The sequence below is a fragment of the Paraburkholderia phenoliruptrix genome (assembly GCF_902859825.1).
GTDB classification, from domain to species: Bacteria; Pseudomonadota; Gammaproteobacteria; order Burkholderiales; family Burkholderiaceae; genus Paraburkholderia; species Paraburkholderia phenoliruptrix.
Genome location: NZ_CADIKB010000026.1, coordinates 1 through 21110 on the forward strand (window position 1 = coordinate 1; position 21110 = coordinate 21110).

Here is a 21110-nt window from a genome sequence, read left to right on the forward strand (position 1 = left end):
GAAACTGGCTCCATGTTCGAGGGAAATCTTCACCGGCAGTCGGGGTATGCTTGAGTTCGCTCACTACCCGATCATGGCGCAAGTGGAGCTAAATGGATAGCCCATATGGATATACAGTATGCGTCGCCATCCTCGATCCATTCAACGCCTGCCAGAACATCGTGCTTTCCGTCGCCGAATCTCCGCCCTCCGACGCCGCCGCGTGGCTCGCCAAGCTTAACGACGCACAGCGCGAGGCCGTCGAATACGGCGCCGATACCCCGCATGCGCCGCCCGGCGCACTGCTCGTGATCGCAGGCGCGGGTTCCGGCAAGACCAACACGCTCGCGCATCGCGTCGCCAATCTGATGGTGAAGGGCGCCGACCCGCGCAGAATCCTGCTGCTGACGTTTTCGCGCCGCGCGGCGCTGGAAATGACCCGCCGTGTCACCCGCATCGCCACGGCGGCGCTCGGCACGCGCGCCGCGCTCGCGCAAGGGCTGAGCTGGGCCGGCACGTTTCATAGCGTCGGCGCGCGGCTCCTGCGCGAATACGCGGAGCTTATCGGCCTCGCGCCCGCCTTCACGATCAACGACCGCGAAGATTCCGCCGACCTCATGAACCTCGTGCGCCACGAACTGGGGCTGTCGGCGAAAGAGCGGCGCTTTCCCGCCAAGGGCACCTGCTTCGCCATTTACTCGCGGGTCGTGAATACCGGCGCGTCGCTCGGCCAGGTGCTGGAGAGTGCGTTTCCGTGGTGCCGCGAATGGGAAGCGGATTTGCGCATGCTGTTCGCCGCCTATGTCGACGCAAAACAGAAGCAGAGCGTGCTCGATTACGACGACCTGCTGCTCTACTGGTCGCATATGGCCGCGGAGCCGGCCATTGCCGCCGATCTCTCGGCGCGCTTCGACCACGTGCTGGTCGACGAATATCAGGACACGAACCGGCTGCAGGCGTCCATTCTCCGTGCGCTCAAGCCGGACGGGCGCGGCCTGACCGTGGTGGGCGATGACGCCCAGTCCATCTATTCGTTTCGCGGCGCGACCGTGCGGAATATTCTCGACTTTCCCGCGCAATTCGATCCGCCCGCCACGCGCATCACGCTGGAGCGCAATTACCGCTCCACGCAGCCGATCCTCGCGGCGTCGAATGCGGTGATCGAGCTGGCCAGCGAGCGCTACACCAAGAACCTCTGGACCGACAAGGCATCGGCACAGCGCCCGCGTCTCGTGACGGTCGCCGACGAGGCCGACCAGGCGCGCTACGTCGTCGAGCAGATACTGGAAGCACGCGAGCAGGGCATGAAGCTGAAGTCGCAGGCCGTGCTGTTTCGCGCCGCGCATCACAGCGCCGCGCTCGAAATCGAACTCACGCGGCGCAATATTCCGTTCGTGAAATTCGGCGGGCTCAAGTTTCTGGATTCGATTCACGTCAAGGACGTGCTCGCGGTGCTGCGCTGGGCCGAGAATCCGCGCGACCGCGTGGCGGGTTTTCGCGTCGTGCAGCTGCTGCCGGGCGTGGGGCCGGCCACCGCCGCGAAGGTGCTGGACGACATCGTCGCCCGCGCCGGCGCCGCTGCCGGCGATGCGCTCGCGACGGCGGCAGGCGCGCTCGCGGCATTCGCCCCGCCGCCTCGCGCGCAGGAAGACTGGCATCCGTTCGTCAAGCTGATGTCGAGCGTGTACGGGCGTGAGACGCCGTGGCCCGCCGAATTTGAGATGGTACGGCGCTGGTACGAGCCGCATCTCGCGCGCAATCACGAAGACGCTGCGATTCGCCATGCCGACGTGCTGCAAATGGAAAGCATCGCGGGCACGTATGCGTCGCGCGAACGCTTTTTGACGGAACTCACGCTCGATCCGCCCGACGCCACCAGCGACGAGTCGGGCGTGCCGCTCGTCGACGAAGACTATCTGATCCTGTCCACCATCCATTCGGCGAAAGGGCAGGAGTGGCGCAACGTGTTCGTGCTGAATGGCGTCGACGGCTGCATTCCGTCCGATCTCGGCACGGGCAGCGAAGAAGACATCGACGAAGAGCGCCGCCTGCTCTATGTAGCCATGACGCGCGCCAAGGAAGACCTGCATATCGTGGTGCCGCAGCGTTTTTACGTGCACAACCAGACGCATCTCGGCGACCGCCATGTCTGGGCGTCGCGCACGCGCTTCATTCCCGCGCATCTCATGCCGTTGTTCGACGCCTACGCGTGGCCGCGCGTCCCCGTGCCGAGCGCGCCGAGCGCCGCGGGGCTGGCTGCCGCGGCGCAGGCCCGGCTGGAAATCGGGGCGAAGCTCAGGAAGATGTGGGACTGAACCCGAAAGCGGTCGTGCCCGCGGCTGCCGGCTAGCTGACAACTGGCTGACAACTAGCTGCCGGTCGGCCGAGGGGGCGTGGCGGCGCGCTTGCGAGCGGGCGCTCAGCGCGACTGGCGCTGCTGCTGGGCGGTCGGACGCGGCGGGACGAAGAAGTTGCGCAGCCATGCCGCCATCCGCGAGAACACGTCGTACGGCTCCTCGACGAAAATTTCCGGTTTCAGCAGGCGCAGATATTCCATGATCTGTTGCGCTTCCTGCTTCTGGAACGAGCCGTGCGAAATGCCGAGCCGCAACAGCCCGCGCAGCTCGCCGAGCTTCTCGCGCGCCGTGCTGCCCACCGTCGTTTCGCACGCCACCTTCGCCTCGTACACGCGCTGACGCAGCGATTCGACGAGCCGCCACGCGGGCGTCTGCATGATTTCCTCGAGCGCCTGAATGTCTTGCACCGCGCCCTTGATCTGCGCAGCAAGCGGGTCGACCAGCACGGCGTCGCCTTCGGCTTCCTTGACGATGGCGGCCGCCCAGTCGCGGCATTGCTTGGCCAGCTCTTCGGGCGTCCACTCCGAGCGGGCCGCGAAGCCGAAGCCGAATTCGCCCGCCTGCTGCATCAGGATCGCGACGACGTCGGGGAACTCCTTGTCCAGCGTGCGTTTCGCCCACGCGTACTGGCCGCCTTGCAACATCCGCTGAACCGCGTGTTCCGTCAGCGGCACCATGTTGTCGAGCAGCTTGGCGCGCAAAAAGTCCTCGAACGACGGCGTCGCGAACTGCGGATCGAGCTTCAGCGATACGCGCAGAAAAGCGTCGAAATCCTTGCGCAGCGTCGCAATGGTCTCGTCTTTGAGCGTGAGGGTGATTTGACCCATGTGTCTATCCCGTTTGGTGCTGCCGCGCGGCCTTGTCGTGTGTTCCGGTCGCAAGCGGACCCGGAAGATGCGACGCGCGATCGCCGCGCGCTTGATTCCTGCCTGTTGCCGCGTCTTGGCCGGGATGTATCCCGACGAGCGGACCTCGACTGCATATCGGCGGATCGACGGGAAACTTAAGGGTTTTATCGGGTAGCGCGCAGGCGTCAAAGCTTTGCCGGGCGGCGCTCATTGTGCCCGGCGGATAGGCACCGGCGGTGGCCAGCCGCCGCGTTGACCGGCCTCGCGACGATCAGATCCCAGGCTGTCGCGGCCTGCCGTGTAAGTAGGCGCTTACCAGGGCAAGCGGCCCGCGCCTTTACCTGAGCACCACGCACTGCCAGACAAAAAACACCGTCAGCCCGATCGCGATGGTGAGAAGCGGCCGCCGCGTCAGTGCACTTGCCGCGATGGCGGCGAGCGCGCCGACCAGTTGCGGATTGCGCCAGGTCAGCTCCGCGCCGGCCTCGGCGCCGTGCGGCGAGACGGCCATCGGCACGATGATGGCCGTCAGCACGGTGACCGGCACAAAACCGAGGGCGGTGCGCACCAGCGGCGGAAACACCAGCCGGTCGCCGAAGACGAACACCGCGGCGCGGATCACCCAGGTGATGAGCGCCATGCCGAATATGAGGACGACGTAGTTCATCGCGATGCCTCCGCGGACCGGCGCGCGCGTCGCGGGCGAAGCCGCGGCGCCGAGAGCACGACGCCGACGGCGACGCCCGCGAACACCGCGCCCAGCAGGCCGAGCTTGTACGGCCACGCCTGCCACAGAAAGGCCAGCGTGCCGGCCGTCGCCGCGGCCGCGAGATAGCGCAAGGCTACCAGTTGCGGCACGACGATCGCGATAAACGTCGCTACCATCGCGAAATCGAGCCCGAGTGACTGCAGGCCGGGGAAGGCCGCGCCGAACAGGAGGCCCGCCACCGTCCACGACTGCCAGTTCAAATACATCGCGAGACCGGCGCCGAAGAAATAATGCGGGCCGACAGTGCCCGGCTCACGGTTGCGGTAGTGCTCCCAGGCGACGGCGAACACTTCGTCGGTGAGCAGCGCGCCGAGTGCCCAGCGCCAGCGCGCCGGCAGATGCGCGACGTGCGGCGCGAGCGTCGCGCTGTACAGCACGTGCCGCAGATTGACGACGAACGTGGTCGCCCAGATCACCGCGAAACTCGCGTGACCGGCAATCAGCCCGAGCGCGATGAACTGCGCCGAGCCGGCGAACACGACGAGCGACATCAGCTGACCGTGCCACAGCTGTAGCGGGCCGGACGCGACGAGCGTGCCGTAGATCACGCCGAAGGGCGCGGCGCCGACCATCATCGGGATGATGTCGCGCGCGCCTGCGGTGAATTCCTTTAATGGTTTCGACTGGGTCAAGACTTGCCTCCTTGAGTCGGGAAGCATAGCGGGCGCGGCGCGGCGGGACTTGTACGTTCTTGCGCGCGCTCGCAGATCAAAGTCCCTGCCAGCGCCCCGGTGGCACGCCGAACATGCGCCGGAAATGCCGCGTGAAGTGGCTCTGGTCGGTAAAGCCGCTGGCGGCGGCCACTTCCGTCACCGGAACGCCCGCGCGCAGCGGCGCCAGCGCGCGTTGCAGGCGCACCTGGTTGCGCCATGCGTGCGGCGGCAGTCCGGTCGCGCGAGTGAAGAGGCGCGCCGCGTGGAACGGCGAAAGGCCGGCGGCCTGCGCGACCTGAGCGAGCGTGACGGGTTCGAGCAGGTCGCCTGTCAGACGTTCTTTCATCACGGCGACGCGGGCGTCGTCAGGCGCGACGCGCGCGGGCTCCGGCTGCGTCTGCGAATAGCGCACGAGCAACGTGGACAGCGCGTCGAGCATCGCGGCCTCGGCGGCGAGGCCCTCGGTGCCGGCTTCGAGCTGGCGGTGGGCGTTGGCGAGCCGCGCGGCAAGGTCCGGATCGCGGATCACGCCGGGCGCGAACCAGGGCAGCGGCTGCGGCTTGCCGGCGACGTCGTTGGCGAGTTGCTGGATGAACGGCACCGGCGCGTACATTACGCGGTAGCGCCAGCCGGCTTCCACCGCCTTCGAGCCAGTGTGCAGCTCGCCTGGGTTGATGATCGGCACGCCGCCCGCTTCGGCGACATAGTCGGAGCCGCGATACCGGTAACCCTCCGCGCCCGCCACGATCACCGGGATCGTGTACGCGTCATGCCAGTGCGGCGCGAATTCATGGTCGTGGTATTCGGCCGTAAGCAGATCCGCGCCGGGCAGCAGCGGCGTGCGCCAGTAACGGGCGGAATTGCGGAAACGGTGGGCGGCGGTCATGGCAGGGCTCTCGCACAACCACTCAGTTTAGCGCGGCATGGGAGTTGGCGCGCGCGGCAGCGCGCCGTGCGTCGCCGCAGGGGCGGTGCGCTTTCTCGTAGGACGCGGCGCGCGTACGGTGTGTCACTTCAGCGGGATCGTCGTGGCGGCCGGCATGGGCACCGCGCTGACGCTGTTTTTTGCGCTGCCGCTCACCACCCGGTCGCTGTACGTGAGGTACACGAGCGCGTTGCGCTTGGTGTCGACCACGCGCACCACGTGCAAAGCCTTAAAGATCAACGACATGCTGACTGAGAACACGTCGGCCTGCTGCTTCAGCGGTCCGGTGAAATGGATCGCGCCGACCTGGCGGCAGGCGATGGACGCCTCCGTCGGATCTTCCGCGATACCGAGCGTGCCCTTCACGCCGCCGGTCCGGGCGCGCGACACGTAGCAGGTCACGCCTTGCACAAGCGGATCGTCGTACGCCTCGACGACCACGCGATCCGAACCCGTGATGTGAAAGTTCGTATTGACGCTGCCGACTTCTTCGCCGTGAGCGACAGGCGCGAAGACAACGGCGGCGGAGAGAACTGCAGAGGCGCCTGCAAGCGCCATGCGCGACGAAATAAGTTTCATGAGATTGCCGGCTGATGGCCGAAGTGCGTTGGGCAGCGCGGCCGTGCGCTGCGAAGCCGTCATCGTATACCGCCGCGGGATTCGCGCGATGAGAGGCCAGGCTGTCGGCGGATGAATGCGATTGCGACGGCGAGCACGGGGACCCGGCGGATGTGGCGCAACGGTTAACAGCGCGGCCAGTGGATCGCACCGCAACACGCGTCGGCGTCGGCGCACAAAAAGGCGCACAAGCAAGCGCATAAAAGAAAAGGCCCGCACGAATGCGGGCCTTCAAATTTTGGCTCCTCGACCTGGGCTCGAACCAGGGACCTACGGATTAACAGTCCGGCGCTCTACCGACTGAGCTATCGAGGAACAGCAGTACAACTTGATCTACATAAAAAAGCCCGTCTTGGTTAACGGGCTTTTGCAATTCTTGGCTCCTCGACCTGGGCTCGAACCAGGGACCTACGGATTAACAGTCCGGCGCTCTACCGACTGAGCTATCGAGGAACAGAACAACAACAGCAGAGAAACGAAATTGTAGGACCAGCTTAAGCGCCTGTCAATACCTCGCGTTTATCTCAATTTGATTGAAGCGGGCAGGACGCGCGGCAGGCCGAAATGCTCAGCGCACGAGCAGCGCGAGCTTTTCCTTGACGTCCTTGAACTCGTCGGCTTCCGGCAGCGGCGCCTTGGTCTTCGTGATGCTCGGCCAGTTCTTGGCGAGGTCGGCATTCAGCTCGATGAAGTTCTGCTGGTCGCCCGGCACGTCTTCTTCGGCGTAAATGGCGTTCACCGGGCACTCGGCGACGCACACGGCGCAGTCGATGCATTCATCGGGGTCGATCGCGAGGAAGTTGGGACCTTCGCGAAAGCAGTCCACCGGGCACACATCGACGCAGTCGGTATAGCGGCACTTGATGCAGCTTTCGGTCACAACGTGAGTCATTCAGGCAGCTCCTGCATGCGGAATCGGGGAAGGCGCAAACGCCAAAAGCGCTATTGTAACGTAACGTCAAGAGGCGCATGCGGCATCGCACCCTGGCTTTTATATGTTTTCGTGATTAGTTTATTGCGTCCGCCGGAAGTAACGCGACGGGCGAGGGCGGCGGCTGGCGGGCCGCGTGCCGAAGCCTGAAGGCGGGCGCATTCGGGTAACATGCGTCAAGCCGGTGCGCACGACGCGCGCCATATGCATGGGTTGAGTCAGGCCTTCCGTCTTTCCCGCGGTCCCGTTTGCACCATCATGATTATTACTTCGCTGCTCGACACCGATCTGTACAAGTTCACGATGATGCAGGTGGTCCTGCATCACTTTCCGGCGGCCAACGTCGAGTATCGCTTCCGTTGCCGCACGCCCAATGTCGACCTCGTGCCGTATATCGGCGAGATTCGCGCGGAAGTGCGCAAGCTCTGCAAGCTGCGTTTCACCGACGAGGAACTCGACTACCTGCGGCGCATGCGCTTCATCAAGGGCGATTTCATCGAATTTCTCGCGCTTTTCCATCTGAACGAGAAGTACATTTCGATCGAGCCGTCGCCCAAAAACAATGGCGAGATCGACATCGAGATCAAGGGGCCATGGCTGCACACCATCCTCTTTGAGATTCCGATGCTCGCGATCGTCAACGAGGTCTACTTCCGCAACACGCAACAGGAACCGGACTACAGCGAAGGTCGCGGACGCCTCGTCGAAAAGATGAAACTGCTCGGCGCCCGACCGGAATTTGCCGACTGCAAGATCGCCGATTACGGCACCCGTCGCCGCTTCTCGAAGCAATGGCACGAAGAAGTGATTCTCACGCTGAAGGATGGTCTCGGCGAGCAGTTCGCCGGCACGAGCAATGTCTATTACGCGATGAAGCACGGGCTCACGCCGCTCGGTACGATGGCGCACGAGTATTTGCAGGCGTGCCAGGCGCTGGGTCCGCGGCTGCGCGATTCGCAGATTTTCGGCTTTGAAATGTGGGCGAAGGAATATCGCGGCGACCTCGGCATCGCGCTGTCGGACGTCTACGGCATGCAGGCGTTTCTGCGCGACTTCGACATGTACTTCTGCAAGCTGTTCGACGGCGCGCGCCACGACTCGGGCGACCCGTTCGATTGGGGCGAGCGCCTGCTCAAGCACTACGAGGCGAACCGTTGCGATCCGCGCACGAAGATTCTGGTGTTCTCCGACGCGCTCGACATTCCGAAGGTGCTGCAACTGTACGAGCGTTTTCGCGGCCGCTGCAAGCTCGCGTTCGGCGTGGGCACGAATCTCACCAACGACCTGGGTTATAACCCGCTGCAGATCGTCATCAAGATGGTCCGCTGCAACGGGCAGCCGGTGGCCAAGCTGTCGGATTCTCCGGGCAAGAACATGTGCGAAGACAAGGCGTATCTCGCGTATTTGCGCCAGGTGTTCGGCATCGCACAGCCCGAGGAAGAGCCCGCTAAGTAACGCGTTGCGCGTGTGTCCGATGGGTTCCTATGCCGTCCGGCCAGGGTGTTCGCCGCGAGGGCGGCCGGTATAATTCCCGGCATGCAAGCGCTGCATATGCTGCATATGTTGTATATCGCACGGCTGTCGACACGAGACTCTCGAGGACTTTCGCACATGGACACATCGATCGCCCGCCGCAACATTCTGGCGCGCATTCGCGCGGCGCAAGGCCGCGAGCCCGAGCCGTCGGCGTCCGAGCGCGAGGCCGTGGCGGATTATCTGGCGCGCCATCCGCAGGGGCCGCGCCCGGACATGCCGCTCGATCTCACCGCTCGCTTTATCGAAGAAGCGCAGAAGATGTCGACCACGGTCGAGACTGTCGCGTCGCTGAGCGACGTGCCGGCCGCCGCCCATCGCTATCTGGTCGAACATGCGCTGCCGCTGCAAGCCATTGCATGGCAAACGCTTGAAGATCTGCGCTGGAACGACGCCGGTGTGGCTGTCGAATTTCGCAAGCCGCAAGACGGCGACGTGGTGGGGCTCACAGGCTGCTTCTGCGCCGCGGCGGAGACGGGCTCGCTCGTGCTGCTCTCGGGGCCGCAAACCTATGCATCGGCCGGCCTGCTGCCGGAAACGCACATTGCCGTGGTGCCCGCCTCGCGCATCGTGGCAGGACATGAAGAAGCATTTGCGTTGATCCGTAGCGAGCGGGGCGAGCTTCCGCGCGCGGTCAACTTCGTATCGGGGCCTTCACGCACCGGCGATATCGAGCAGACCATCGTGCTCGGCGCGCATGGACCTTACCGCGTGCACGTGATCGTCGTACTCGGCGCGTGAGCCGGGCGTCGGCCGTTTTTGCATGCGCTTTTCATGCGCACGTGCCGGTCTGCGCTATCCATTCCCATTTCAGCAGAGGGACTTCCAGGTTATGAATCGACGTGCCGTGCCGTCGAGCATGGTGCTCGTGGCTGTCTTGACGCTCATGAGCTGGCCTCAGTTGGCGTGCGCCGCCACTCTGAACGGCGCGTCGCTTTCCGCGCTGTGGGGACTGCCGTTCGCGGGCGTGCTGCTCTCGATTGCCGTGTTTCCGCTTGTGGCGCCGGCTGTGTGGCATCACCATTTCGGCAAGATCGCGGCGGCGTGGGCGCTGGCGTTTCTCGTACCGTTCGCGTTCGCCTTCGGCGCAAGCGCAGCGTTCGGCACGCTCATGCATGCGTTGCTCGAAGAATATGTTCCGTTTATCGTCCTGCTGACCGCGCTCTATACGGTCGCGGGCGGCATCTGCGTGCGCGGCAATCTGCACGGCACGCCGCGCCTGAACACGGCCATTCTCGCACTCGGCACCTTGCTCGCGAGCGTGATGGGTACGACCGGCGCCGCCATGCTGCTGATCCGGCCGTTGCTGCGCGCGAACGACAATCGCCGGCATGTCGTTCACGTGGTCGTGTTCTTTATCTTTCTGGTGGCCAATGCGGGCGGTTCATTATCGCCGCTCGGCGATCCGCCGCTTTTCCTCGGCTTCCTGCAGGGTGTCGACTTCTTCTGGACGACCACGCATCTCGCGCTGCCGATGCTGTTTGTTTGCGGCGTGCTGCTCGTCGCGTTCTATTGTCTCGATTGGTACTTTTTCCATCGGCGGGAAGAGGAGCGCTCGCCTTTTCTGGATCCGACGCCTGACTCGCCGCGTCTCGGTATCGACGGGAAGATCAACTTTCTGTTGCTCGGCGCAGTGATCGGCCTCGTGCTGATGAGTGGGCTGTGGAAGCCGGGCGTGAGCTTCGACGTGCTCGGCACTCACGTGGCGTTGCAAAACGTCGTGCGCGATGTCGCGCTCATCGGCGTCACGCTGCTTTCTCTTGCGTGGACGCCGCGCGCGGCTCGCGCGGGCAATGACTTCAACTGGGCGCCTATCGAAGAGGTCGCCAAACTCTTTGCCGGCATTTTCGTGACCATTGCTCCCGTTATCATGATGCTGCGCGCGGGGGAAGCGGGTGCGTTTGCCGGCGTCGTGCATCTCGTGAACGACGCCGCGGGTCAACCGCACAACGCCATGTACTTCTGGGCGACGGGGCTGCTATCTTCGTTTCTCGACAACGCGCCTACGTATCTCGTGTTTTTCAACCTCGCGGGCGGCGACGCGGCGTCGCTCATGACCGCCGGGGCCACCACGCTTGCCGCTATTTCAGCCGGCGCGGTGTTCATGGGCGCGAACAGTTATATCGGCAATGCGCCCAACTTCATGGTGAAGGCCATCGCGGAGTCGCGCGGTGTGCGTATGCCGGGCTTTTTCGCTTATCTCGGCTGGTCCGGTGCCGTGTTGCTGCCGCTTTTTCTCGTCACCGGCTGGCTGTTTTTCTGACACTGAGCTTGCTGCCGAGGCCGTCGAACTCGACACGCTACACGGAGAATTGCAATGCAGAAGATACTCGTCGCCCGTCCGATCTTTCCTGACGTGATCGAACGGCTTCAACGCTATTTCGACGTCGACTGGAACCAGGGCGACGTGCTGTCCGCGGAGGAATTGAAGCGCCGCCTCGCCGACAAGGACGGCGCGCTCACGGCCGGCGACCCCATTGGCGCCGACGTGCTCGCGGCCGCGCCGCGTCTTCGTGTGGTGTCGAACATGGCCGTGGGCTACAACAATTTCGAAATGGCGGCGTTCAACGCGGCGAACGTGCTCGGCACCAATACGCCGGACGTGCTCAACGAATCGACGGCGGACTTCGGCTGGGCACTGATGATGGCCGCGGCGCGGCGCATCGCCGAATCGGAGCACTGGCTGCGCGCGGGCAAATGGCAGAAATGGTCGTACGACAGCTTCCTCGGCAGCGACCTCTATGGCTCGACGCTCGGCGTGATCGGCATGGGCCGCATCGGTCAGGCGCTCGCGCGGCGCGCCCGCGGCTTCAATATGCAGGTCATCTATCACAACCGCTCGCGCGTCGCGCCGGAAATCGAAGCGGAGCTGAACGCCGAATATGTGTCGAAGCAGGACCTGCTGCGGCGTGCCGATCATGTCGTGCTCGTTCTGCCCTACACAAACGAGAACCATCACACGATCGGCGCCGCCGAACTCGCGCTGATGAAGCCGACTGCGACGCTGACCAATATCGCGCGCGGCGGCATCGTCGACGATGCGGCGCTCGTCGAGGCACTGCGCGCGAAGCAGATCGCCGCCGCGGGCCTCGACGTGTTCGAAGGCGAGCCCAATCTGAACCCTGACTTGCTCACCGTGCCGAACGTCGTGTTGACGCCGCACATTGCGAGCGCCACGGAGGCGACGCGCCGCGCGATGGCCAACCTCGCCGCGGATAACCTGATTGCCGGTCTCGGCGAAGGCCCGCGCGCGGGTCAGCCGCCTAATCCGATCAACGCCGAAGTCATCGGCCGGGCACGTGCATGACGATGGTGCTTATCGCGGCCGTCGCCGTGCTGGCGGTGGCGCTCGTGCTTGCGTTGGCCATCCTGATGCGCGGGCAGCGCGGCGCGGCCGGGCAGGAAGAGTTTGAACTGCTGAGCGAGCGCATCGACGCCGCGGCGGATGCGCAGGCGCACGCGTACGAGCGTCTCGAGCGGCAATTGCGCAATGACATCGCCGAGACGGCGCGCGTGTCGCGCACTGAGCAGAGCAGTGGCTTCGCGCATTTCCAGCAGACGCTCGCCGCGCAATTCAGCAGCATGACGACCGTGCAGGGCGGCAAGATCGACGGCTTCGCGCAGCAGCTCGACGCCGTGCGGCACAGCCTGCAGCAACAGGCGCAGCAGGCGCGCGATGAACAGGGGCGCTCGCTCAAGCAATTCGGCGATACGCTCAGCTTGCAACTCGGCCAACTGACCGAAGCGAACGATCGGCGCTTTGCCGAGGTTCGCGCGACCATCGAGCAGCGGCTGAAGGACATCGAGGCGAACAACGCCACGAAGCTGGAGGAAATGCGCCGTACCGTCGACGAAAAACTGCATGCGACGCTCGAACAGCGCCTCGGCGAATCGTTCAAGCTCGTGTCCGACCGGCTCGAGCAGGTGCACCGCGGTTTGGGCGAGATGCAGACGCTGGCGGCGGGCGTCGGCGATCTGAAGAAGGTGCTGACGAACGTCAAGACGCGCGGTACATGGGGAGAAGTCCAGCTTGAAGCGCTGCTCGAGCAGATGCTCACCGCGGACCAATATGCAAAGAATGTGGCCACCGTGCCGAAGAGCGCGGATCGCGTCGAGTTCGCCATCCGCTTGCCGGGACGGGTCGAAGCGGGCGGCGCCGGCAGCGCGGCAGCGCCAGTGTGGCTGCCGATCGACGCGAAATTTCCGCGCGAAGACTACGAGCGTCTGATCGACGCGCAGGAACGGGCCGATCCGGTCGCGGTGGAAGAAGCGTCACGCGCGTTGGAAGCGCGGATTCGCGCCGAGGCGCGGACCATCGCAGAAAAATACGTGTCGCCGCCGCACACCACAGATTTTGCGCTGCTGTTCCTGCCGACCGAGGGTCTATACGCCGAAGTGCTGCGCCGGCCGGGGCTCTCGGACCTGCTGCAACGCGATTACCGCGTCACCATTGCCGGCCCGACGACGCTGACTGCGCTGCTCAACAGTTTGCAGATGGGTTTCCGTACGCTCGCAATCGAACGGCGTTCGAGCGAGGTATGGCAGGTGCTCGGCGCGGTCAAGACGGAGTTCGGCAAATTCGGCGACGTGCTTGCGAAAACGAAGACGCAGCTTGAAACGGTCACGCGTTCCATCGAGGCAGCGGAGACGCGCACTCGCGTCATGAGCCGCAAGCTGCGCGACGTGGAAGCGTTGCCGGGCGAGGAGGCGAATGGCTTGATAGGCGGTGCGTTGTCGGGCATCGAGCCCGACGAGCAGTGAGGCGGCAAGGGAGGCCGGCGCGGCGTGTGAGCCGTCAACGTTGACGTCAGCAGCCGGCATCGGCCTCGCGCGACGGCCGGCATCGGTCCGGCATCAGTCCGGCGTCGGCCGAGGGCCAGGCCGGCATCGCGGGCGGCGGTAGCAGTGGCCGGCGCCGCCGCCATGGCCCGCCTTACAACGCGGGTCAAGCTTCTTCCGGTGCGTCCGTCAGCTGGATCTCAATGCCGCCGAAGCGCGACGCGACCCAGTTGTACGCGTGGCAGGCAATCCACAGCAGGATGAAGCCAAGAATCGCGTTCAACAGCAGGGCGCTGAACACCGTGCTCAGTTCGACCGAGCCATAGCGAACGAACGCGACCAGCACGCCGAGCAGCACGATAGGCACCGAAAACGTCAGATAGACGAGGATAAGTGCTTTGGCCGTTTGTCCCGGTGCAATGAACGAGATCTGTTTTTTCATGTAAGTCAAACCCGCATGTCGTAGTGGTAATGGGTAAAGCAAAACGTGAACGCGATGAAAGCGCCGGGTCGCGAACGCGCGCAACCGTCAGATCAGGCCGTGGAACAGCATGATACTCACGGGTTCGCCCTCGGCGATGTCGCCTTCATCGTGGCCGAGCACGATGAAACAGTTGGCCTCGCTCATCGAACTCAGCACGCCCGAGCTCTGCGAGCCTGTCGGTGTGACCTGCCACTGGCCGTTTGCACCGTTAGCACCGTTCGCAGCCTGCGTGGCGATGCCGCGCTGAAACTCGGTCCGTCCGGGCCGCTTGCGGATCGGGCACTGGCTTGCCGCCTGGATCACCGGCAGCGGTTGTGGCGTTGCGCCGGACATGAGCAGCAGGACCTCGCGCACGATCTGATAGAACGTCACCATGACCGCCACGGGATTGCCCGGCAGACCGAAGAATAACGCAGGCAGCCCGAGACCCGGCCGCTCGCCGGACCAGACGCGGCCAAACGCGAGAGGGCGGCCCGGGCGCATGGCGAGGCTCCAGAACGCGACGTCGCCGAATGTCTGCAACATCTGCCTCGTGAAATCGGCCTCGCCGACGGAGACGCCGCCCGAGGTCAGCACCACGTCCGCGCTCGCCGCGGCGCTGCGCAGCGCGGCCTCGAGCGCGGCGGGTTCGTCGCGGATCACACCGAGATCGAGGGTGTCCACGTTCAGGCGCCGCAGCATGGCAAAGAGCGTGTAGCGATTGCTGTCGTACACGGAGCCCGCGTCGAGCGGTTCGCCGAGCGAGCGCAGTTCGTCGCCGGTCGAAAAGAACGCGACGCGCAGGCGCCGCCGGACATTGATTTCGCCGATGCCGAGCGAAGCCAGCAAGCCCAGGTCGGACGCACGGAGCACGCGGCCCGCGCGCAACGCCGCGTGGCCGCGGGCAAGATCTTCGCCGGCGAGGCGCCGGTTGGCACCGGCGCGCACGGCGTCGGCTGAAAAGCGGATCGACGCCGAGTCTGCGCTGCGCTCAACCAGCTCTTGCGGCACGACCGTGTCGCAGCCTTGCGGAATGCACGCGCCTGTCATCACGCGCACGCATTGCGCGCCCTCGACGCGGCCGGGAAACGGATGGCCCGCCAAGGCTTTGCCGACGACCGTCAGTTCGACGGCCGGCGGGGCTGCCGCCAGCGCGGCGCCATTGAACGCATAGCCGTCCATCGCCGAATTATCGTGCGACGGCACGTCGATGGGCGAGACGATGTCCGCGGCGAGCACGCGGTCGAGTGCGTCGCGCAGCGCCACGCGCTCGACGGCCGTGACCGGCGTGGCCCATTCGCGCGTGATGGCCTGAGCGGCCGGCACAGGCAGCGCGTGAGGATCGTACTGCGCGACGCAGCGGGAAAATTCGTTGTGCGTGGTCATGAAGAAGCTGGACGTCGCGGCCGGCGGCGGGACTGGCAGAGGCCGTGCGGCGGAGCGGGATTTCAGCCGGGGCCCCGATGACGCTCGAGGTCGGCGAGTTCTTGTAAAGAATTGATATTGTAAAACGCGCGCTCGTCGGCAAAGGCGACTTCCACTGTCCTGTGGCGCGCGTACCACGCGCGAACCTTACGCTCGCCGGCCTGCAGAAAATTCGCGAGATCGTCGGCGAGACCCGTGCGCAGCAGCGCGAAGACGGGGTGGAGCGACAGCTTGCCTCCGGCGTCGCAAGTAGTGACGGTCGCGATGTCGGCCGAATTGGACGCGAGCGCGTCTGCGAGGCGCGCGGCCAGGTCCGCGGGCAGCCACGGGCTGTCGCACGGCGCGCTGAGCAGGTAATCGCTGCGTGCCGCACGCAAACCGGCGAGCAAACCGGCGAGCGGTCCGGGAAATTCGGGCAGCGTGTCGGCGACGACCTGCGCGCCGAACGGCGCACCGAGCGCCGCATAGATATCGGCGTGACGATTGGCGCTGATCAGCAGCGCGCCCGTCTGCGGCGCGAGGCGCGTGAGGACGTGGGCGGCCAACGGTTCACCGTGGAGCGGCTGCAGGCCCTTGTCGACGCCGCCCATCCGGGTGCCGCGGCCGCCTGCGAGCACGAGGCCCGTGATCTGTTCGCGCGATGGACGCGGGAGTCGCTGCATGCCTGCGAATCAACCGCCGATATACGACATCTCGACGCGCCGCGCATCCTGCGCGCCCGGCTCGGCCATATTGCTGCCGCGCAGTTGCGAGTAGCGATCGGCGCGCCCCTGCCAGATTTCGGCGACGGCGGTGGCGATGTCGGCATCGCTCGCCCCGCCGCGCAGCAACGCGCGCAGATCATGTCCGGCCGACGCAAAGAGGCACAGGTACAGCTTGCCCTCCGTCGAAAGGCGCGCGCGCGTGCAGCTGCCGCAAAAGGCGCGCGTCACGCTCGAGATCACGCCGATCTCGCCGTTGCCGTCCGCGTAACCCCAGCGCTGGGCGGTTTCGGCGGCGCTGTGCGCTTCGAGCGGCGCGAGCGGGAAATGCTCGGCGATGCGCGCAATCACATCAGCGGACGGCAGCACTTCGGCCATATTCCAGCCGTTCGACGTGCCGACGTCCATATATTCGATAAAGCGCAGCACCGCGCCCGAGCCTTTGAAGTGGCGCGCCATCGGCACGATTTCGCTGTCGTTCGTGCCGCGCTTGACCACCATGTTGACCTTCACGGGCGCGAGGCCCACGGCCTGCGCGGCGGCAATGCCGTCGAGCACGTCGGCGACCGCGAAGTCAGCGTCGTTCATGCGGCGAAACAGCGTGTCGTCGAGCGCGTCGAGGCTGACCGTGACGCGGGACAGACCGGCGTCTTTCAGGCTGCGCGCTTTGCGCGCGAGAAGCGAGCCGTTGGTGGTCAGCGTCAGGTCGAGTGGCCGGCCGGTCGGCGTGGTGAGCTGCGACAGCCGCTCGATCAGGAACTCCAGATTCTTGCGCAGGAGCGGCTCGCCGCCCGTCAGACGAATTTTTTCGACGCCATGCGCGACAAAAATCCGCGCGAGCCGTTCGATTTCCTCAAAACTCAGCAACGCGCTGTGCGGCAGAAACGCATAGTCCTTGTCGAAGACGGCGCGCGGCATGCAGTAGACGCAGCGGAAATTGCAGCGGTCCGTCACCGAAATACGCAGGTCGCGCAGCGGGCGTGCGAGGGTGTCGTGCAGCGCGCCGCTAGGTGTCTGCAGCGGCCCGGAGATGACCGGCGCCGCGCTGAGATCGGCAACAGGGATGATGCGTCGGGACATGGATTGCTTGCGTTGCGTCAAAGCGGAAGGACGAGTGATTCATTCTAGCGGAAATGCATCTCGCGGCTGGGCGAAGGCCGGCGCTGTCGGGGTATACGGGGAGGAGGGCGGTTGGACACGTGTCTGTCTGGCAGCGGGTTCGGGCAAAAAAAAGCCCGCCGGTAAGGGCGGGCTTTTCGACACGACGCGATGCGCCACAGACTTACTGCGGATGTCGCACCGTTTCCACCTGCTGCATCGGCGTGCTGTCGGCGGGCGGCAAGGGCCTGCGCTCGCGCACGACACGCGGCGGTTTCACGGTCTGGGCAGCCGCTTCCTGCGCGGCGCGCAGCTTGTCGGCATCGGTATTGACCCAGACGAGCCCCGCTTTTTCCAGCACCGGCTTCAGCGCTTCGGCCGAAATGCCGCCATTGAACGCTGCCTGCGACGGCTGCGCGGTTTGCGGCGCCTCCTCTGCCGTCGCGGCTTGCGCTTGCGGCGCTTGCGGTGCGGCGGCTGCAGCGGCTGCAGCGGCCGGTTCGACCGCCGGCGCGGCTGCGGTTACAGCCGGCTTGGGCTCGACGATTTCCGCTTGCGGCGCGACTTCAGCGGCCGGCGCTGCAACTACCTCAGCGGGAGCGGCGGGCCGCGCCTGAACCGGCGCGGCTTGCACCTCGGCCGCCTGTTCGCGAACGACCGGTTCCACCAGCGACACCGTCTCCGCAGCCGCAGGCGCCGTCTGCGCCGGTTCTACCGGCGTGGCAGCTTGCGCGACGGGCACTTCTGGGACCGGCTCGACAGCAGCCGGAGCCGCCGGCACTTTAGCGACCGGCACGATGGTTTCCGTCTTCGCGGCCTTTTCGGCGGCGAGAGCCGGTGTTTCCGTAGCCGCATGCAGCTCGGTGACCACAGCCTGCTCGGTCGCGACAGCCGCCACGACGACTTCCACCGGCGCCATTTCCTTGGCTACGGCGGCTTCGTTTGCTTCCGGCTTGCGTTCCGCCGGCTGCTGAGCCGCACGCAGCGGGGCTTCTTCGCTGAGGTTGACGTTGTCGCCCTCGGCTTCCGCGACGTCCGCAGCCAGGTTGCCGTTCACGTCCTCTTCGCGCTCGCGACGACCGCCGCGACGGCCGCGACGGCGGCGGCGACGCTCTTCACCCTCGCGCGCCACGGCTTCCTGATCGGCCGGCGCAGCATTTTCGGTGACGGCGGCCTGGTTTTGCACCAGTTCTTCCGCGGCTTGCGTGTCGGCTTGCGTCAAGGCATCCGCGCTTTCCGCCTGCTGCTTGCGACGCTCGCCGCGCTCAGCGCGCTCGCCCCGTTCACGGCGCTCACCGCGTTCCTGACGTTCGCCGCGCGGCGCGTTTTCTGCCGTTTCGGCACGGTCGCCGCCGCGATTGTCGCGATTGTCACGATTGTCGCGGCTCTCACGGGCCTCACGCGGCTCGCGTGCTTCGCGTCCCTCGCGGCTGCCGCGCGGTTCGCGCGCCTCACGAGCTTCACGAGCTTCACGTGCCTCGCGCGGTTCACGTGCTTCACGACCTTCGCGCGGTTCGCGTTCCTCACGGCGCTGCGACGGCTGCTGGCCCTGACGGCCGCCGTTCGTGCCTTCCGGGCGTGCCGCGGCATCGCGGGGGCCCGCGCCGCCACGGCGGTTACGGTTGCGGTCGCCGCCGCGCTCGCCGGTGCGCTCACCGCGCTCCTGGCGCTCGCCGCGTTGCGGACGTGCCTGCTTTTCGGGCGCGGCCGGTACGACAGGCGCCGGCGCCGCCGGCTGCATGCCGAACAGATTCTTCAACCAGCCGATGAACCCGCCGCTCGCCGGCGTCGCCGCCACGGGAGCCGGTTCTGCCGCCGGACGAACCGGTGCGCTCGGCGCCGGCTTTTCAGGTGTGATGCCCTTGACCGCCGCTTCCTGCTTCGGCTTCACTTCTTCGGTGCGCTTGCTGTAGCCGGTTTCCGACTCCATCTCGCGAGCCGCTTCCTCTGCCATTTTCCACGACGCGCGCGGATCGTCGAGGCGCGCGTCGTCGTGACGCAGACGCTCCAGCTTGTAATGCGGCGTGTCGAGGTGCTTGTTCGGCACGAGCACGACATTGACCTTGAAGCGCGACTCGATCTTGTTGATCTCCGAGCGCTTTTCGTTCAGCAGGAAGGCGGTCACTTCGACCGGCACCTGGCAATGGATCGCCGCGGTGTTTTCCTTCATCGCTTCTTCCTGAATGATCCGCAGCACTTGCAGCGCGGACGATTCGGTATCGCGGATGTGGCCCGTGCCGTTACAGCGCGGGCAGGTCACGTGGCTGCCTTCCGACAGAGCCGGACGCAGACGCTGGCGTGACAGTTCCATCAGGCCGAAGCGCGAAATCTTGCCCATCTGGACGCGTGCGCGGTCGTGCTTGAGCGCGTCTTTCAGGCGCTGCTCGACTTCGCGCTGGCTCTTGGCCGATTCCATGTCGATGAAGTCGATCACGATCAGGCCGCCCAGGTCGCGCAGGCGCAACTGGCGCGCGACTTCGTCGGCGGCTTCGAGGTTGGTGCGCGCGGCGGTCTCCTCGATGTCGGCGCCCTTGGTGGCGCGGGCCGAGTTGACGTCGATCGCGACGAGCGCTTCGGTGTGGTCGATCACGATCGCGCCGCCCGACGGCAGCGGCACCGTGCGCGAATACGCCGTTTCGATCTGATGCTCGATCTGGAAGCGCGAGAAGAGCGGCACGTCGTCGTGGTAACGCTTCACCTTGCCGACGTTGTCCGGCATCACGATGTCCATGAAGGCGCGCGCCTGGTCATGAATTTCCGTGGTGTCGATCAGGATTTCGCCGATATCCGGCTGGAAATAGTCGCGAATCGCGCGGATCACGAGGCTCGATTCGAGATAGATCAGCATAGGCTGACCCGCCGAGCCGCTTTGCGACGCGGCTTCGATGGCGCGCCACAGCTGCATCAGGTAGTTCAGGTCCCACTGCAGTTCTTCGGCGCTGCGGCCGATGCCGGCCGTGCGCGCGATGATGCTCATGCCTTCGGGCAACTGCAACTGCGCCATGGTTTCGCGCAGTTCCTGACGGTCGTCGCCCTCGATACGGCGCGACACGCCGCCGCCGCGCGGGTTGTTCGGCATCAGAACCAGGTAGCGGCCGGCGAGCGAGATGAACGTGGTGAGCGCTGCGCCCTTGTTGCCGCGCTCTTCCTTTTCGACCTGGACGATCAGTTCCTGGCCTTCCTTCAGGGCGTCCTGGATGCGCGCGGAGCGCATGTCGACGCCGTCGCGGAAATACTGGCGGGCGACTTCCTTGAACGGCAGGAAGCCGTGGCGATCTTCGCCGTAGTTGACGAAGCAGGCTTCGAGCGACGGCTCGATGCGGGTAATGATGCCCTTGTAAATATTGCCTTTGCGCTGTTCGCGCCCGGCGGTTTCGATGTCGATGTCGATGAGTTTTTGCCCATCGACGATGGCGACGCGCAACTCTTCCTGCTGCGTCGCATTGAACAACATGCGTTTCATTGAACGGCTCCAGAGCGGCTCGGCCGGCCTCCGATTCTTGCGGTTGTCAGTCGCGAGAGCAGGAGGCAGCGGCATGCCGCGCCTTATTGTGTTTTCACAAGCACGCTGGAGCGGGAACAATGGCGGGAGAATTGCCTGAGGGGGCCCGGCCCTATAAACGCAGGGCGCGGTGCCGCAGGGCACATGCGAACACGGCTTCAAATTACGACCCGACACGCCGCGGGTTCTGCCGGCAGACCTTCAAAAACCCCCGTCCCCCTCGCCGGCGCGCCTGCTGGGCGCGGGACCGGAGGGTCGAAGGTGCGGTCATGCCGCAACGGGAAGTTCGCGCAAGCGGCGCGTCTTTTCCTGCTGGGGGTGTCTCGCCTCATTTTGACGTCGCCAAGTCTTGTACTTTCTACAAGACGCCACGGGCGCACGCCGTATTTTCGCAACCAGCAGCTTCGTACAGCCGGGCGTGACGCCGCCCGATACCGAAGCTGGAAGTTAAATTCTTTTTTACCAAAATTCCGTTACCGTCGAGGCCGACCTTGACCGAACGCGCCTGTGGGCGCCGTCCCTGCCGGGC

17 protein-coding genes and 2 tRNA genes are annotated in these 21110 nt (G+C 65.4%); 6 read left to right on the forward strand and 13 right to left on the reverse strand.

Going from position 1 to position 21110, the window contains the following annotated elements; translation table 11 throughout:
* Nucleotides 1-161: 161 nt before the first annotated feature.
* Nucleotides 162-2294, forward strand: a complete 2133-nt coding sequence (locus HV711_RS22365; RefSeq protein WP_028362817.1) for an ATP-dependent helicase — start codon at nt 162-164, stop codon at nt 2292-2294.
* Between the two features lie 104 nt (nt 2295-2398).
* Here HV711_RS22365 and HV711_RS22370 read toward each other — a convergent pair whose 3' ends face one another.
* From HV711_RS22370 to fdxA, 8 genes are all read right to left on the reverse strand, one after another.
* Nucleotides 2399-3163 carry a DUF4088 family protein gene (locus HV711_RS22370; RefSeq protein WP_013589186.1) on the reverse strand — a complete coding sequence of 255 codons (765 nt, stop codon included), beginning with the start codon at nt 3161-3163 and terminating at the stop codon, nt 2399-2401.
* A 358-nt stretch (nt 3164-3521) separates the two neighbouring features.
* Nucleotides 3522-3851, reverse strand: coding sequence for an AzlD domain-containing protein (locus tag HV711_RS22375; RefSeq protein WP_013589185.1), 330 nt, complete (start codon nt 3849-3851; stop codon nt 3522-3524).
* A complete protein-coding gene (locus HV711_RS22380) occupies nt 3848-4612 on the reverse strand; it encodes an AzlC family ABC transporter permease (RefSeq protein WP_051224393.1) in 765 nt (254 codons plus the stop codon). The genes HV711_RS22375 and HV711_RS22380 overlap by 4 nt, the downstream gene beginning before the upstream one ends.
* A gap of 49 nt (nt 4613-4661) precedes the next feature.
* Complete coding sequence (locus HV711_RS22385) at nt 4662-5492, reverse strand: helix-turn-helix transcriptional regulator (protein WP_028362815.1); 831 nt, start codon at nt 5490-5492, stop codon at nt 4662-4664.
* 123 nt (nt 5493-5615) lie between these two features.
* Nucleotides 5616-6110 (reverse strand): CreA family protein, encoded by a 495-nt coding sequence (locus tag HV711_RS22390; protein WP_035482210.1) that lies wholly within the window; start codon nt 6108-6110, stop codon nt 5616-5618.
* A gap of 278 nt (nt 6111-6388) precedes the next feature.
* Nucleotides 6389-6464: transfer RNA gene (locus HV711_RS22395), tRNA-Asn, on the reverse strand.
* Nucleotides 6465-6526: 62 nt separating this feature from the next.
* Nucleotides 6527-6602: transfer RNA gene (locus HV711_RS22400), tRNA-Asn, on the reverse strand.
* Between the two features lie 115 nt (nt 6603-6717).
* Entirely contained in the window at nt 6718-7041 is a 324-nt protein-coding gene (gene fdxA, locus HV711_RS22405; protein WP_006052862.1) for a ferredoxin FdxA, read from the reverse strand.
* Nucleotides 7042-7338: 297 nt separating this feature from the next.
* Between fdxA and pncB the strand changes: the two genes are divergently transcribed.
* The 5 genes from pncB (at nt 7339) to HV711_RS22430 (ending at nt 13374) form a co-directional block, all read left to right on the forward strand.
* Nucleotides 7339-8535, forward strand: coding sequence for a nicotinate phosphoribosyltransferase (gene pncB / locus HV711_RS22410; RefSeq protein WP_028362861.1), 1197 nt, complete (start codon nt 7339-7341; stop codon nt 8533-8535).
* A gap of 156 nt (nt 8536-8691) precedes the next feature.
* The gene (locus HV711_RS22415) at nt 8692-9354 is read left to right on the forward strand and encodes a LutC/YkgG family protein (protein ID WP_013589180.1); all 663 of its coding nucleotides are present in this window, start codon (nt 8692-8694) and stop codon (nt 9352-9354) included.
* 118 nt (nt 9355-9472) lie between these two features.
* Nucleotides 9473-10876: a sodium:proton antiporter gene (locus tag HV711_RS22420; protein WP_156946654.1), complete on the forward strand. Its 1404-nt coding sequence runs from the start codon at nt 9473-9475 to the stop codon at nt 10874-10876.
* Nucleotides 10877-10930: 54 nt separating this feature from the next.
* Nucleotides 10931-11920 carry a 2-hydroxyacid dehydrogenase gene (locus HV711_RS22425; protein ID WP_035482201.1) on the forward strand — a complete coding sequence of 330 codons (990 nt, stop codon included), beginning with the start codon at nt 10931-10933 and terminating at the stop codon, nt 11918-11920.
* Nucleotides 11917-13374: a DNA recombination protein RmuC gene (locus HV711_RS22430; RefSeq protein ID WP_035482200.1), complete on the forward strand. Its 1458-nt coding sequence runs from the start codon at nt 11917-11919 to the stop codon at nt 13372-13374. Before HV711_RS22425 ends, HV711_RS22430 begins: the two co-directional genes overlap by 4 nt.
* A gap of 184 nt (nt 13375-13558) precedes the next feature.
* On the opposite strand, the gene HV711_RS22435 is transcribed toward HV711_RS22430, so the two are convergent.
* From HV711_RS22435 to HV711_RS22455, 5 genes are all read right to left on the reverse strand, one after another.
* Nucleotides 13559-13834, reverse strand: coding sequence for a hypothetical protein (locus HV711_RS22435; RefSeq protein ID WP_006053283.1), 276 nt, complete (start codon nt 13832-13834; stop codon nt 13559-13561).
* A gap of 87 nt (nt 13835-13921) precedes the next feature.
* Nucleotides 13922-15241 (reverse strand): molybdopterin molybdotransferase MoeA, encoded by a 1320-nt coding sequence (moeA, locus tag HV711_RS22440; protein WP_035482198.1) that lies wholly within the window; start codon nt 15239-15241, stop codon nt 13922-13924.
* A gap of 62 nt (nt 15242-15303) precedes the next feature.
* Complete coding sequence (mobA, locus tag HV711_RS22445; protein ID WP_035482196.1) at nt 15304-15942, reverse strand: molybdenum cofactor guanylyltransferase MobA; 639 nt, start codon at nt 15940-15942, stop codon at nt 15304-15306.
* Between the two features lie 9 nt (nt 15943-15951).
* Nucleotides 15952-17061: a GTP 3',8-cyclase MoaA gene (gene moaA / locus HV711_RS22450; RefSeq protein ID WP_035482193.1), complete on the reverse strand. Its 1110-nt coding sequence runs from the start codon at nt 17059-17061 to the stop codon at nt 15952-15954.
* 202 nt (nt 17062-17263) lie between these two features.
* Nucleotides 17264-20542, reverse strand: a complete 3279-nt coding sequence (locus tag HV711_RS22455; RefSeq protein WP_035482192.1) for an Rne/Rng family ribonuclease — start codon at nt 20540-20542, stop codon at nt 17264-17266.
* Nucleotides 20543-21110: the final 568 nt, after the last annotated feature.

Bases quoted from the DNA above. Each gene is read 5' to 3' on its own strand.
- HV711_RS22370 (WP_013589186.1), bottom strand. From the start codon at position 3,163: ATGGGTCAAATCACCCTCACGCTCAAAGACGAGACCATTGCGACGCTG.
- HV711_RS22375 (WP_013589185.1), bottom strand. From the start codon at position 3,851: ATGAACTACGTCGTCCTCATATTCGGCATGGCGCTCATCACCTGGGTG.
- HV711_RS22380 (WP_051224393.1), bottom strand. From the start codon at position 4,612: ATGCTTCCCGACTCAAGGAGGCAAGTCTTGACCCAGTCGAAACCATTA.
- HV711_RS22385 (WP_028362815.1), bottom strand. From the start codon at position 5,492: ATGACCGCCGCCCACCGTTTCCGCAATTCCGCCCGTTACTGGCGCACG.
- HV711_RS22390 (WP_035482210.1), bottom strand. From the start codon at position 6,110: ATGAAACTTATTTCGTCGCGCATGGCGCTTGCAGGCGCCTCTGCAGTT.
- fdxA (WP_006052862.1), bottom strand. From the start codon at position 7,041: ATGACTCACGTTGTGACCGAAAGCTGCATCAAGTGCCGCTATACCGAC.
- pncB (WP_028362861.1), top strand. From the start codon at position 7,339: ATGATTATTACTTCGCTGCTCGACACCGATCTGTACAAGTTCACGATG.
- HV711_RS22415 (WP_013589180.1), top strand. From the start codon at position 8,692: ATGGACACATCGATCGCCCGCCGCAACATTCTGGCGCGCATTCGCGCG.
- HV711_RS22420 (WP_156946654.1), top strand. From the start codon at position 9,473: ATGGTGCTCGTGGCTGTCTTGACGCTCATGAGCTGGCCTCAGTTGGCG.
- HV711_RS22425 (WP_035482201.1), top strand. From the start codon at position 10,931: ATGCAGAAGATACTCGTCGCCCGTCCGATCTTTCCTGACGTGATCGAA.
- HV711_RS22430 (WP_035482200.1), top strand. From the start codon at position 11,917: ATGACGATGGTGCTTATCGCGGCCGTCGCCGTGCTGGCGGTGGCGCTC.
- HV711_RS22435 (WP_006053283.1), bottom strand. From the start codon at position 13,834: ATGAAAAAACAGATCTCGTTCATTGCACCGGGACAAACGGCCAAAGCA.
- moeA (WP_035482198.1), bottom strand. From the start codon at position 15,241: ATGACCACGCACAACGAATTTTCCCGCTGCGTCGCGCAGTACGATCCT.
- mobA (WP_035482196.1), bottom strand. From the start codon at position 15,942: ATGCAGCGACTCCCGCGTCCATCGCGCGAACAGATCACGGGCCTCGTG.
- moaA (WP_035482193.1), bottom strand. From the start codon at position 17,061: ATGTCCCGACGCATCATCCCTGTTGCCGATCTCAGCGCGGCGCCGGTC.
- HV711_RS22455 (WP_035482192.1), bottom strand. From the start codon at position 20,542: ATGAAACGCATGTTGTTCAATGCGACGCAGCAGGAAGAGTTGCGCGTC.